General features: G+C 31.2%; 10 protein-coding genes and 1 pseudogene. 6 read left to right on the top strand and 5 right to left on the bottom strand.

Annotated elements, in window-relative coordinates; translation table 11 throughout:
• Positions 1-17 precede the first annotated feature (17 nt).
• Together AC0L3M_RS12795 and AC0L3M_RS12790 are read left to right on the top strand one after the other, a co-directional pair.
• Complete coding sequence (locus AC0L3M_RS12795; RefSeq protein ID WP_473431013.1) at positions 18-2,765, top strand: PD-(D/E)XK nuclease family protein; 2,748 nt, start codon at positions 18-20, stop codon at positions 2,763-2,765.
• Positions 2,766-3,605 (top strand): alpha/beta hydrolase family protein, encoded by an 840-nt coding sequence (locus tag AC0L3M_RS12790; protein WP_473431012.1) that lies wholly within the window; start codon positions 2,766-2,768, stop codon positions 3,603-3,605.
• Here AC0L3M_RS12790 and AC0L3M_RS12785 read toward each other — a convergent pair.
• Both AC0L3M_RS12785 and AC0L3M_RS12780 read right to left on the bottom strand, forming a co-directional pair.
• Positions 3,602-5,968, bottom strand: coding sequence for a hybrid sensor histidine kinase/response regulator (locus tag AC0L3M_RS12785; protein WP_473431011.1), 2,367 nt, complete (start codon positions 5,966-5,968; stop codon positions 3,602-3,604). The genes AC0L3M_RS12790 and AC0L3M_RS12785 overlap by 4 nt on opposite strands.
• Positions 5,969-6,100: 132 nt before the next feature.
• The gene (locus tag AC0L3M_RS12780) at positions 6,101-6,898 is read right to left on the bottom strand and encodes a universal stress protein (RefSeq protein ID WP_292948405.1); all 798 of its coding nucleotides are present in this window, start codon (positions 6,896-6,898) and stop codon (positions 6,101-6,103) included.
• A 95-nt stretch (positions 6,899-6,993) separates the two neighbouring features.
• On the opposite strand from AC0L3M_RS12780, the gene AC0L3M_RS12775 reads away from it, so the two are divergent.
• Positions 6,994-8,328 carry an MATE family efflux transporter gene (locus AC0L3M_RS12775; protein WP_473431010.1) on the top strand — a complete coding sequence of 445 codons (1,335 nt, stop codon included), beginning with the start codon at positions 6,994-6,996 and terminating at the stop codon, positions 8,326-8,328.
• A gap of 22 nt (positions 8,329-8,350) precedes the next feature.
• On the top strand, positions 8,351-8,518 hold the full coding sequence (locus tag AC0L3M_RS12770; protein ID WP_191099432.1) for a hypothetical protein: 168 nt from the start codon (positions 8,351-8,353) through the stop codon (positions 8,516-8,518).
• An 88-nt stretch (positions 8,519-8,606) separates the two neighbouring features.
• Here the strand turns inward: AC0L3M_RS12770 and AC0L3M_RS12765 are convergent, their stop codons facing one another.
• Positions 8,607-9,248, bottom strand: coding sequence for a 2OG-Fe(II) oxygenase (locus AC0L3M_RS12765; protein WP_473431009.1), 642 nt, complete (start codon positions 9,246-9,248; stop codon positions 8,607-8,609).
• 93 nt (positions 9,249-9,341) lie between these two features.
• Between AC0L3M_RS12765 and AC0L3M_RS12760 the strand changes: the two genes are divergently transcribed.
• The gene (locus AC0L3M_RS12760) at positions 9,342-9,794 is read left to right on the top strand and encodes a 6-pyruvoyl trahydropterin synthase family protein (RefSeq protein WP_473431008.1); all 453 of its coding nucleotides are present in this window, start codon (positions 9,342-9,344) and stop codon (positions 9,792-9,794) included.
• 144 nt (positions 9,795-9,938) lie between these two features.
• Positions 9,939-10,693 (top strand): annotated as a pseudogene (locus tag AC0L3M_RS12755) (UDP-2,3-diacylglucosamine diphosphatase).
• Here the strand turns inward: AC0L3M_RS12755 and AC0L3M_RS12750 are convergent.
• Together AC0L3M_RS12750 and recJ are read right to left on the bottom strand one after the other, a co-directional pair.
• A complete protein-coding gene (locus AC0L3M_RS12750) occupies positions 10,690-11,961 on the bottom strand; it encodes an MFS transporter (protein WP_473431007.1) in 1,272 nt (423 codons plus the stop codon). The pseudogene AC0L3M_RS12755 and the gene AC0L3M_RS12750 sit on opposite strands and share 4 nt — an antisense overlap.
• A gap of 1 nt (position 11,962) precedes the next feature.
• Positions 11,963-13,654, bottom strand: a complete 1,692-nt coding sequence (gene recJ / locus AC0L3M_RS12745; RefSeq protein WP_473431006.1) for a single-stranded-DNA-specific exonuclease RecJ — start codon at positions 13,652-13,654, stop codon at positions 11,963-11,965.
• Between the last annotated feature and the right edge of the window lie 21 nt (positions 13,655-13,675).

Below are 13,675 nucleotides of genomic sequence, written 5' to 3'. Positions count from 1 at the left end.
TTTTTTATTTTTATATAATGACAAGTTTTATACAAGATGTAATTGACGATTTAGTAACTAAGGAAGTAAACTTTAGCGAACTTGTCTTTATATTACCCAGCAGAAGAGCAGGTGTTTTTTTAAGACGCACGTTAAGCTTAACTTTAAATCAGACTATTTTCGCTCCAAAGATTATTAGTATAGAATCCTTTGTAGAAGAATTATCAGATTTAAAAACGACAACAAATACAGAGTTGCTTTTTGAATTCTATAACGTATATATTACACTAACTCCAGAAAAGGAAAGAGAGTCGTTTGATACCTTTTCAAAATGGGCACAAATTATACTTCAAGATTTTAATGAGATTGATCGTTATCTAATTCCGCAGAAAAAAATATTTGACTACCTAAAAGCTATTAAAAACCTAGAACATTGGTCACTACAAGAAGATCAAACTAAACTGGTCAGTAGCTATTTAAAATTCTGGAATAAGTTAAACGATTATTATAACGCCTTTACTACATCTTTAATTTCTAAAAATAAAGGTTATCAAGGCTTGCTTTATAGAGAAGCCTTTAACAACAGTAATGCATACATATCAAGCACAGATAAACACCATGTGTTTTTAGGGTTTAATGCCTTAAATGAAGCAGAAGAAAAAATAATACAACAACTACTACATAATAAATTAGCAACCATTTATTGGGACACTGACAAGCAATTTATGAATAACAAAATTCATGATGCTGGATTGTTTTTAAGACAACACAAAAACAAATGGAGCTATTTTAAGGATCATGATTTTAACTGGATCAACGACCATTACTCAACTAAAAAAAACATTAATATTTTTGGTGTACCTAAAAATATAGGTCAAGCAAAAGCCATAGGTACAATACTACAGGATTTAAGTAAAAAAGATGCCAGTTTAAAAAATACAGCTGTAGTTTTAGGTGACGAAAACTTATTAATTCCCGTATTAAATTCCGTACCAAAATCCGTTTCGACGTTAAATATAACCATGGGATTTCCTTTAAAAACCATCCCATTAGCTTCTTTATTTGAACATATTTTCACTTTACATAAAAAGCATGCTAATCCATTTTATTACAAAGATGTTATAAGTATAATTTCTCATCAATACATACAACCATTATTTAAAAACGATAACGCTATTAATGTTATCGAGCTTATCAATAAAAACAATTTAGTCTATCTAACAGAAGCTCAAATATCAGCCTTAGCTCAAGACAATAAAGCGTTAGTGTCACTATTGTTTAGCAATTGGAATAACGACGCTAAAACAGCTCTAAACAACTGTTTTAAACTGATTAATATAATTAAAGAACATCTCACAGAAAATAAAGATAAAAATCAATTAGGATTAGAATATCTATACAGATTTAATATCTTATTTAATGAGATTTTACGATTAAATGAAAACTACAACCACATAAAAGATATAAAAGGTTTATATAGTATTTATAAAGAGTTACTAAGCTCTGAAACACTAGATTTTCAAGGAGAACCTTTACAAGGTTTACAAATCATGGGAATGTTAGAATCTAGAGTTTTAGATTTTGAAACTATAATTATATCTAATGTTAATGAAGGTATTTTACCTTCAGGAAAAACGAATAACTCCTTTATTCCATTTGATGTAAAATTAGAAAACAAACTACCAACTTATAAAGAAAAAGACGCAGTATACACCTATCACTTTTATCACTTATTACAACGAGCAAAAAATGTTTATATATTATATAACACAGAAATTGATACGCTAATTGGAGGAGAAAAAAGTAGATTTATCAATCAATTAGAATTAGAAGGTACACATCAGGTCACTCATAAAATACTAACGCCAAAAGTACCTAACCATAATAAGCAACTAATAACAGTTAGTAAAACCGAAAGTGTTATTTCGCAATTAAAAAATATTGCTAACAGAGGATTTTCTCCTTCATCATTAACCAGTTATGTTAGAAACCCAATTGACTTTTACTATCAAAAGTTACTAGGTATTTCTAACCTAGAAGAAGTAGAAGAAACCATTGCTGCCAATACACTAGGAACCGTTGTACACAATACACTTGAAAGCCTTTACACACCTTTTATTGGACAAACAATAACTGTTGACAACGTAAAATCTTTAATACCAAAAATAGATACTCTTATCACCTCGTTTTTTAAAGAAGAATACAAGGAAGGTGATATGACAAAAGGTAAAAACCTTATTGTTTTTGAAATTGCTAAACGCTATGTTTTAAATTTTTTAAACTTAGAAATTGAAGCTTTAAAAAAAGGAGATTCCATAAAAATTATTGCATTAGAAGCTAAGGTCGAAAACGTAAAAATAAATATAGACACCTTACCTTTTACAATACAATTAAGAGGTACAGTTGATAGAATAGACCAATGTAATGGTGTTGTTAGAATAATAGATTACAAAACAGGAAAAGTAGACCAAAGTAAAGTGTCAGTTATTAATTGGGATGACTTATTAACGGACTATACTAAGTATAGCAAATCTTTTCAGGTTTTGATGTATGTCTATATGCTTTTAAAGGATAAAAAAATAAATTTACCTGTAGAAGCAGGTATTATTTCGTTTAAAAATTTAAGTGCAGGTTTTATTCCCTTCATAAAAAAAGAAAGCAGTCACGACAGGAACAAGGATACATTAATCACGCAGGACACTTTAAATGAATTTGAAATTCAGCTTAAAAATTTAATCATAGAAATCTTTAATACAGATCAAGATTTTATAGAAAAAGAGCTATAAATGAAGATAAAAAATCAAATATTAACACGTATTAATCAAAAACCAATTGTTTATGATACGTTTTATAATGATAACAAAAAGCAAAAACCTTTAGTGATTTTTTGTCATGGCTATAAGGGTTTTAAAGATTGGGGAACGTGGGATTTAGTAGCAAATAACTTTGCTAAACAAGATTTATTTTTTGTAAAATTCAACTTTTCGCATAATGGAGGAACTGTAAATCAACCTATAGATTTTCCGGATTTAGACGCTTTCGCGGAAAACAACTACACTAAAGAACTACAAGATTTAGACGATATACTAAATCATTTTACGTCAGACCAAAGTATATACAAAAATAATATTGACACTAATAATATCACTTTAATTGGACATTCTAGAGGTGGTGGAATTTCAATAATTAAAGCAAGCGAAGACCACAGAATTACAAAGTTAATAACTTGGGCTAGTGTTTGTTCTTTTGGCAAACGCACCTCCACAACAGGAGATTTAGAACAATGGAAACAAGATGGTGTTAAATACGTTTTAAACAGTCGGACAAAACAAAATATGCCTCATAATTTTCAGTTTTACTTAGATTATATAAATAATAAAGACCGATTGGATATAGAAAATTGCTGTAAACGATTAACTGTTCCTCATTTAATAATTCATGGTACTAAAGATCCTTCGGTAAGCTTTGAAGAAGCAAAATCACTAAAACTTTGGAGCCCTAAAAACACCTTAATTGCACTACCAGAAACCAATCATGTATTTAATGCTAAACATCCTTGGTCTGAAAATTATCTACCAGAAGCATTAGAAGTTGTCACTAAAAAAAGCATAGCTTTTATAAATTAAGCAATTTTTAAATTAGTATCATCATAAATACAACGCTCTATTTTTTTAAACAAAAGCTCTTTATTAATCGGTTTTGTCATGTAATCATTCATACCAATGTTTAAGACACGTTGTTTAGTTTCCTGCATAACATCTGCGGTTACTGCTATAATTGGTATTGATTGTGTTTTGGGTCCACAAATACCACTTCTAATATGTTGCGTAGCCTCGTAACCATCCATAACAGGCATTTGTAAATCCATCAAAATTACGTCAAAACTAGCGTTTGTTAATAGTTTTAAAGCCTCTTCACCATTGTTAGCAATAACCATTGTAAACTTGTTATCTGTACTAAGTAGTTTTTTAATAACCATTTGGTTTAGCATATTATCCTCTACAACTAAAACATTTAAAGGAGCAGCATGACGTGTGCTTGGGTTTGCTTTTTGATCGCTAAGGGTCGCTATTTTGACAACTTTTAAAGGTAAATCTATATACACAACAGTACCTTTATCTAACTGACTCTCTACCGTTATTTCTCCATCAAATAAATCTACTAAACGGTTGACTATAGTTAATCCTAAACCGATACCACCAAATTTTCTTTTGTGGTTGTTCCTCATTTGATTAAAACTGTCAAAAATGTTTTTCTTGGTTTCTGGTGTCATACCAACGCCAGAATCTGAGACTTGAAGTGAAAACCGATTAACATCATTAGGTTGCGGAAAACATTTTAATTTAAAACCAATACTACCTTCTGCTGTAAACTTAACAGCGTTACTTAAAACATTATTTATAATTTGCACAAAACGCTCTAAATCACTTTCAATAAAATCTGGTATATCTGCATCTATTTCAAAATGATAATTTAAGCCTTTACGCTGTGCTTCAAGCTTCCAATTATTACTAATTTCAGTAACTGCATTAAAAGGATTAAATACCTCGTTGACCAATTTTAATTCATTTTTTTCAATCTTCTCAAAATCTAAAATATCATTAACATTACTTAGTAAACTAAGTGATGCATTTTTAATAATTTCGTAATTTTTATTACTTTCAGAATTGCCATTATTTTTCAATTCGGTTTGTGCAATACCCATAATTGCATTAATAGGTGTTCTTAATTCATGACTCATATTGGACATAAAAAAAGTCTTTAATTGACTTATTTCCTGAGACCTATTTAACGCTAATTCTTGCGACTCTTCCTTATCTTCTCTTAATTTTTTAAGCAAGTTAGTCATAGATAAAGACAAGAAAATAACCTCCATTCCTGATCCAAATTTAGAGCTATTTAAAGTAAAAAAATTATTAGGCAATAGACTTAAATTATTCATTACAAAGCCTAATAAACCAATTATCAAAAAGAAAATTCCAATAGAAAAATAAAAATCGACACGTAGTTTTTTATAACGCATTGTAAAAATGGTGGCTAAGAGCAAAATAAGGCTTAGCAAGCCATTTAAATTAGATAATGGGTAAACAAACTCCATTGTTTTTGGTGAAATAAATACCATGACAAATAAAACACCCAATACGACATATATAACATTATATACAATCTTAAAACTGCTTAAATATTGCGAAACTTTTAAAAAATACTCACAATATTTTAATAGAAAAAAATTAGAAAATAATGCTGCTATTAAAACCGCTTTACTATTTAAATAACCACCATTGGTTAGTAAAAATTCAAAAATAAAACCATCCAAAGCACCTTGCAATAAGGCTATTGAAAACACATAACAGCCATAATACAAAAATGTTTTTTCTTTTAAACTAGTATAAAAAAACAAGTATATAATCCCAGCCAAAAATAAAAGACCATAAAATAAGCCCAAAAACAATTGTTGCTTATAATTCATGATCCAAAACTCAGACTCTGTAAATAGGTTAAGTGGTAAGTTGATTGTTTCTCCATCACTGCCAAACTCCATATAAACATCCTGAACAGTGTTAGGTAATAAAACTAGCTTAAATACAGTAGATCTGTGTGCCACCTGTCTGGTTTCAAAAGGAATTTGATCACCACTTTTAAACGTTTGTATACTGTCTTGTGTAACAATAAACATATTAGCTTTATCTGTTACAGGTCTTGCAGTTTCTAAATAATAGGTCGCTTTATCATTAGACGTGTTTTCTAATTTAAATTTTACCCAATAATTTTGAGAAGTAAATCCTAAACTTTGATTATCAGAGCTTAAATCTTGATATTCAAGATTTTTTTCTAAAAGTATATCTTGTATACTTAAATCTTTATTCCCAACCGATGCATATTGACTATATTCATATAAATCTCCAGAACTAGTGATTGGGTTGTAGGTTGTATTTTGTGCAAATACAGAAAAGTTTATAAAACAGATTAGCAGGTATAAGTGTTTCATTATTTGGTTAGTTTTATAAACTTACGCAATAAGGCAAAGTCGAGTTTTACCAAATAGTGACTTTACGACAAACAGCTATTATATTAGTTAAATCAAATGATTTTACCGATAAAAGTACAAATCACGAGTAACTTATTTTAGTCCGCTTAACACTAAAACCGGAAATGTAGTCACATAAAAATCCTTTTTAAGGATGCTATTTTTTTCCCACATTTTAGTGAAAAATCCTCTTTTACGACGCACAACACAAAGGATATCAGGATTAAATTCTTTATAATGCTCTAAGACACCTTGAAACGTAGTAGCGTTTTCAGATTCTTTTGTAGATGATAAATGTTCTTTTAAATCCTCTGCTATAACAAAATCGCTTTGAGAGTGAAAAGGTGTTTTTACTAGCAGTAAATTTAACTTAGCATTAAAATGATTTTTTAAACTTATTAAAGGATACAAAGCATCAACTTTGTTAATGACTGCAGATTTTAATGCAAATAGTATTGAATTTATTGGTTTATAAACATAACCTTCAGGAACAATAAGTGCAGGAATATTAGTTTGCTTAATGATTTTACCAGAGGTCTTACCTAAATAAACTTCATCTTTAATAGAATTTGTTCTAGGCTCTAAAATAATTAAATCAATGTCTAACGATTTAGAAACTAACTCTAACGTGTCTACTAATTTTCCTTTAAAGGTTTTTACAATAACCTCAACATTTTTTTTATTAACCGAAGCAACGTGCTTATTTAAAAAATCTAAACTTTCTCTTTCTAAAATATGATCCACCTTAATCATCGTTCCTGATTTGGTATAAACATTATATACTTGAACAACATATAATTTTGCACCAAAAGCTTCAGCAAAATCTACTGCATATTGTAAATGACTTTGTGCGTTTTTTGATGACCCAACAGGAACTAAAATAGATTTCATATAAAGAGTGTTTAGAAATCAAAAATACAGATTTTTCTTTACAAAAACTTCGATAATCTTTTACGACCTTTACAAAATCATTTTGAATACAAATTTTGAATACTTCCATAAGCTTAAGACATATAAATAAACTAGCCATTCCTGCACTTATAGCAGGTATTTCAGAACCTATTTTGTCTTTAACAGATGCTGCTGTTGTTGGAAATGTACAGCTTAACCCAACCGAGTCCTTAGCTGCAATTGGTATAGTTACCACATTTTTATCCATGTTAATTTGGATATTAGGACAAACTAGAAGCGCTATTTCTTCTATAATATCACAACATGTTGGCGCTAATAAGTTAGACCAAGTTAAAGACTTACCTGCTCAAGCTATTTTATTAATTACCTCGTTAAGCTTAGTTATAATAGCAACAACATATCCATTTACATCGCAGATATTTAAACTTTATAATGCCTCAGGACTGATTTTGGATTATAGTATAGAGTATTATAAAATTAGAGTATTTGGTTTTCCATTTACTTTATTTGTTATTGCAGTTTTTGGCACCTTTAGAGGATTACAAAACACTTACTATCCCATGGTAATTGCAATTATTGGAGCCTTTTTAAATGTAATTTTAGACTTTATGCTAGTCTATGGTATTAATGGATTTATACAACCTATGCATATAAAAGGTGCTGCGTATGCAAGTATAATAGCACAAATAATAATGGCAATCCTATCTGGCTATTTACTATTAACCAAAACTAATATTCCGCTTCGGGTTAAATTCCCATTAAACAAACAAATCAGCAATTTTGCTATCATGATATTAAACTTGTTTGTACGTACACTAGCCTTAAATATCACGTTATATTTTGCAACAAAATATGCCACAGGCTATGGCAAAAACTATATTGCAGCTTATACAATTGCAATTAATCTTTGGTTTTTAGGAGCCTTTATAATAGACGGTTATGCCAGCGCAGGAAACATTTTGTCTGGCAAACTATATGGTCAAAAAAACTATAAAGAACTATTAGAATTAAGTAAAAAACTAATAAAATATGGGATTTACTTAGGTAGCCTAGTAGCACTAATTGGAGCTGTATTTTACTATCCAATAGGCAGACTTTTTACCAAGGAACCCGAAGTTTTAAAAACCTTTTATAGTGTTTTTTGGATGGTACTAGCCATGCAACCCTTATGTGCTTTAGCCTTTATATTTGATGGTATGTTTAAAGGTTTAGGAAAAATGAAAGACCTACGTAACTTACTATTACTATCCACTTTTTTTGTTTTTTTACCAGTCCTTTTTATTGCAGATTACTACAATTTAAAACTACATGGTATATTTATAGCCTTTACTTTGTGGATTATAGCGCGTGGTTTTCCATTAATTATAAAATTTAGAAAACAATTTTTGCCTCTTACACAAAACAACTAACTTTACAACATAATAAAATCGTATGTTATTAAGCTTACTACAAGTCAATATTGAAGACAAAATCAAAAATGCTCCAGATGATAATTATCAAATCGGTATTTTAATTGGATCGTATTTGCCACTTTTTATCTTAGTAGTACTAGCTTATTTGCTGTACAGATATAATAAAAATCGTAACAAAGAGTCTTAAAATTATGAGCAATTTAATTTTTCCATTACTAGCATTATTTGTAATTATAGCTTATTTCTATAATAAAATGCGCAACAGAAGACGCTAATTAACGCGTTTTAAGCCAACCAGTAATGCTTAATCTTTTAGTATTTACTGGTTTAACTTCGTGCTCTAAAATTTGACTTTCAAATATTACCACACGACCAGGAAAAGGATATACCACTTTCTCTACCTCATTACCATTATCGTCTAAATACAATACCAATTCGCCACCATTTTCTGGTTGCCAATCTTCATGATTTAAGTAGCATACAAAAGACAGCTTACGTCTATCATCATTTTTAAAGGTATCTAAATGACGTTTATAAAACGTTGACTTTGGATAAATCGCATAATGAAACTCTTTATGTAAAATTCCCAAAAAACACGTTTTATTTAAATAACCAACCAAATCATTAATCTTATTAAAAAATAAAGATTCCGCTGCATTAGCTCTAGCTTCCTCAATCCATAAAATCACGTCACCTCTAATAGATTTAACTATTACTTCATCAAATTTATTACCAATAGCAGCCTTTTTAAAAGCATCCTCCTCATACTTATCAAGTATAGATTCTCTTAAAGCAACAACTTCTTCTTCAGAAAAAAAATTATCAATAATCGTAAATTTTTGCTTTGCAATATCCTCTATAATTTGCTCATACAATGGATTTTCAATAAAATCTAAAGCTTCAAAAATCTGATTCATAACCTGTTTTATATTTAAAAAAGTGCGCAAATGTAACCTAATAACCTTTCGCTTTTACAAATTCAATATCTTTGCGCAATAAAACTTAGGTTAATGAGCAATATTCGTATTACAAAACAATTTACTTTTGAGACTGGACACGCACTTTATGGTTATGACGGAAAGTGTAAAAACGTCCATGGACACAGTTACAAACTAGATGTAACAGTAATAGGTACACCAATTTCTGATAGCAACAATGTAAAATTTGGAATGGTAATAGACTTTACAGATCTAAAAAAAATAGTAAAAGAAGACATTGTAGACGTCTTTGATCACGCAACCGTATTTAACAAAAATACACCACATGTCGATTTAGCCAAAGAGCTTCAAGACAGAGGACACAATGTATTATTGGTAGATTACCAACCAACCAGCGAAATGATGGTCATCGATTTTGCACAAAAAATACAAGACCGACTACCAAACAACATCAAACTGCACTCTTTAAAACTATCCGAAACCGCAACCAGTTACGCACAATGGTACGCCAGCGATAACCAATAAATAATTTGGGCGTTACCACAAGGGTCGCGCTTTCCACTATATCTTTTTTGCGCATAAGCGCGCACAAAAAAGGATACCGTATCAATCGCTAACGCACACACCTGCTAACGATAGGCATTATCAAGAAATAGTTATCTTTACCACATGCAAATTCCAAAAGGAAAAAAATATATTTCGCCTCAGACAATCATTTAGGCGCACCAACAAAAGAGCTATCCTTACCTCGCGAAAAAAAGTTTGTCGCATGGTTAGACATGGTAAAAGAAGATGCAGCAGCTATTTTCTTATTAGGAGATATGTTTGATTTTTGGATGGAATACAAACGTGTAATACCAAAAGGATTTACCAGAACACTAGGTAAACTTGCTGAAATTAGTGACTCCGGAATCCCAATCTATTACTTTGTAGGTAACCATGATTTATGGATGGATGGCTATTTTGAAGAAGAATTAAACATTCCCGTTTACCACAAACCAAAAGAATTTACCTTTAACAATAAGACCTTTTTTATAGGACATGGAGATGGTTTAGGACCAGAAGACAAAGGGTATAAACGCATGAAAAAAGTGTTTACCAATCCTGTTGCTAAATGGTTATTCCAACGTTTATTACACCCAGATTTTGCTTTACGCTTAGGACAATACATGTCTGTTAAAAACAAAATGATTTCTGGTGACGATGATGCTAAATTTTTAGGAAACGATAAAGAGTGGCTAGTGCAATACTGCAAACGCAAATTAGAAACTAAACATCGTGATTACTTTGTCTTTGGACACAGACATTTACCATTAAACATAGACTTAGGCAACAACTCTAAATACGTTAATCTAGGCGATTGGATACAGTACTTTACCTATGGTGTTTTTGATGGCAAAAATATGGAGCTAAAGGAGTATTAATCCTCCTTTTCATGGTCCTCAATATCCTTAGTTAAATCTAAGTTTCTTAAGGTTTTATTTTTTGCACCAATAGCAACTACTGTCAAAAGTGTCATAACACCTCCAAAAATTACAGCTCTAGCAGCTCCACCTAAGTACTTGGCAGCAATACCACTTTCAAAAGCACCAAGCTCATTAGACGATCCCACAAACATACTATTTACAGAGGCTACACGACCACGCATGTGATCAGGTGTTTTTAATTGTAAAATGGTTTGACGTATTACCATAGATACACCATCCGTCACACCAGAGAAGAATAAAGCTGCAACGCTAAGCCAAAACAGTTCTGACATTCCAAAAATGATAATACAAATTCCAAAACCAAATATAGAAATCAATAATTTTTTACCTGCATTTTTATTTACTGGCAGATAGGTTGTAATAAACATGGTTAATATACTACCAATGGATACAGACGCATTAAGTATACCAAAACCATTAGGTCCAACATGTAATATATCCTGTGCAAACACAGACAATAAAGCAACTGCACCACCAAATAAAACTGCAATCATATCTAAAGATAATGCGCCTAAAATAGCTTTATTATTAAACACAAATTTAAGTCCAACTTTTAGGCTGTCCTTTACAGACTCGCCAATCTTAGGATTTAAAATAGGCTTCTTCTGTATCTGGAATGTAATTACAAAAGCCAATGCCACTAAAACAAATACAATACACAATGTACTAGCCACACCAATCCAACCAATAAAAAAACCACCAAATAAGGCTCCTAAAACGGTTGCTGCTTTCCAAGTACTACTACTCCAAGTCGCTGCATTAGGATAAATCTTTTTAGGCACCAATAAGGCTATTAACGAAAAAATAGTCGGTCCAAAAAACGAACGTAAAAAGCCACCAAAAAAGACCAAAGCATAAATGCAATATAAAATACTGCTGGTCTCCCAGTTGGCAACAATTTTGTCCCAAGTCAATAAAAACAAGCCCAAACTAATTAACGAAAACGCTGCGATGCAAAGTGCTAACAAATTCCGTTTTTCTTTTTGGTCTACAATATGTCCAGCAAATAAAGCCATAGAAAATGCTGGAATAATTTCCATCAGTCCTATTAATCCCAAATACAAAGGATCTTTTGTTAATGTGTAGACTTCCCATTCAATTACAATAAATTGCATCGACCAGCCAAAAACTAAAGCAAATCTTAATAATAAAAAGATGTTAAACTCCCTTATTCTTAATGCTGCGTATGGATCATTTTTAGCCATATTACTCTTTTAAATCTCTTAATTTTAATTGCAAAGACACATTGCCTTGCCAATGATTTTCATCTACAGAATAGACCGCTTTAAAACGTTTTTTATCTTTTATAAGATTTAATTTATCGCCTAAATTAAAACCAATACACACAAATTTTTCTCTGCCAAATTGGGTCACTGTACATCTAATATGCTTATCATCCTCTCCAACACATTTTCCATAACCCGTATCTTTCAAATCTTCAGTCATAAAGATAGGCGTCATATTTCCTGGTCCAAAAGGTGCAAACTGTTTAATAATACGCCAAAATTTATCATCAATAGCACTTAACTCTAAAGTCGTATCAATTTTAATTTCTGGTGTTAGTAAATTTTTATCTATGGTTTTAGAAACCTCATCTTCAAACGCTTGTTTAAAAGCTTCGTAGTTTTCTTCTTTAAGCGTTAAACCTGCAACATACATATGACCTCCAAACTGTTCGATATGCTCACTACAAGCCTCTAAAGCATTATAGACATCAAATCCAGAAACTGATCTAGCAGATGCTGCTAATTTGTCTCCACTTTTAGTAAACACCAATGTTGGTCTGTAGTATGTCTCAATTAATCTTGAAGCTACAATACCAATAACCCCTTTGTGCCAATCTTCTTGATACACGACAGAGGTTAGTCTTTGTTCTTCTTTGTTTTCTATGATTTGTGCTAACGCTTCAACTGTAATTGTTTTATCCGTTTCTCGTCGGTCAGAGTTAAAAGCTTCAATTTCTTCAGCATAAGTCACTGCAGTAGCAAAATCGACTTCCGTTAATAAGTCAACCGCATATTGTCCATGCTTCATGCGTCCTGCAGCATTAATACGTGGCGCGATAGTAAACACAACATCTGTAATAGTTAACGTGTCTTTTTTAAGCTGATTGATAATCGCTTTAAATCCTGCTCTCGACTTTTGATTTACCACTTTTAAACCATGGTAAGCTAAAACCCTATTTTCCCCAGTAATGGGAACAATATCTGCGCCAATTGCAGTCGCTACTAAATCTAAATACGGAAGTAAATCGTTGATAGTTTGACCATCTTTTTCGGCTAAAGCCTGAATTAATTTAAATCCAACACCACAACCACACAACTCTTTATAAGGATAATTACAATCTGCTTGTTTTGGGTCTAAAACAGCTACTGCATCTGGTACAGTAGCACCTGGTCTGTGGTGATCACAAATTATAAAATCTATGTTTTTTTGTTTCGCGTAAGCAACTTTATCTACAGCTTTTACACCACAATCTAGTGCTATTATAAGACCAAAGTCATTGTCTTCTGCAAAGTCAATACCTTGATAAGAGACTCCGTAACCTTCACCATATCGATCAGGAATATATGTAGCAACTAATGGTGTTTTTGTTTTTAAATACGATGACATTAACGCAACAGAAGTCGTACCATCTACATCATAATCGCCATATACCAATATATTTTCATTATTAGCAATAGCATGCTGTATTCTAACTACAGCTTTATCCATATCCTTCATTAAATATGGATCATGCAAGTGGTCTAAACTAGGTCTAAAAAAAGATTTAGCGTCCTCAAAATTTTCAATACCACGTTGCACTAAAAGCGATGCAATGGGTGCATCAATTTGCAAACTATCCGCTAAAGTCTTAACGGTTTCAGGATTTGGTTTTGGTTTTAAGGTCCAGCGCATGTAATGGATTTAGAATATAAA

This window comes from Olleya sp. KJ81-1 (assembly GCF_055808135.1).
The sequence above is the reverse complement of the archived record's forward strand: the minus strand, read 5'-3'. Positions and strand labels throughout refer to the sequence as shown.

Excerpts from the sequence above, each read along its gene's own strand:
- AC0L3M_RS12780 (WP_292948405.1), bottom strand. The coding sequence starts at position 6,898 with ATGAAATCTATTTTAGTTCCTGTTGGGTCATCAAAAAACGCACAAAGT.
- AC0L3M_RS12765 (WP_473431009.1), bottom strand. The coding sequence starts at position 9,248 with ATGAATCAGATTTTTGAAGCTTTAGATTTTATTGAAAATCCATTGTAT.
- AC0L3M_RS12785 (WP_473431011.1), bottom strand. The coding sequence starts at position 5,968 with ATGAAACACTTATACCTGCTAATCTGTTTTATAAACTTTTCTGTATTT.
- AC0L3M_RS12750 (WP_473431007.1), bottom strand. The coding sequence starts at position 11,961 with ATGGCTAAAAATGATCCATACGCAGCATTAAGAATAAGGGAGTTTAAC.
- AC0L3M_RS12795 (WP_473431013.1), top strand. The coding sequence starts at position 18 with ATGACAAGTTTTATACAAGATGTAATTGACGATTTAGTAACTAAGGAA.
- AC0L3M_RS12790 (WP_473431012.1), top strand. The coding sequence starts at position 2,766 with ATGAAGATAAAAAATCAAATATTAACACGTATTAATCAAAAACCAATT.
- AC0L3M_RS12760 (WP_473431008.1), top strand. The coding sequence starts at position 9,342 with ATGAGCAATATTCGTATTACAAAACAATTTACTTTTGAGACTGGACAC.
- recJ (WP_473431006.1), bottom strand. The coding sequence starts at position 13,654 with ATGCGCTGGACCTTAAAACCAAAACCAAATCCTGAAACCGTTAAGACT.
- AC0L3M_RS12770 (WP_191099432.1), top strand. The coding sequence starts at position 8,351 with ATGTTATTAAGCTTACTACAAGTCAATATTGAAGACAAAATCAAAAAT.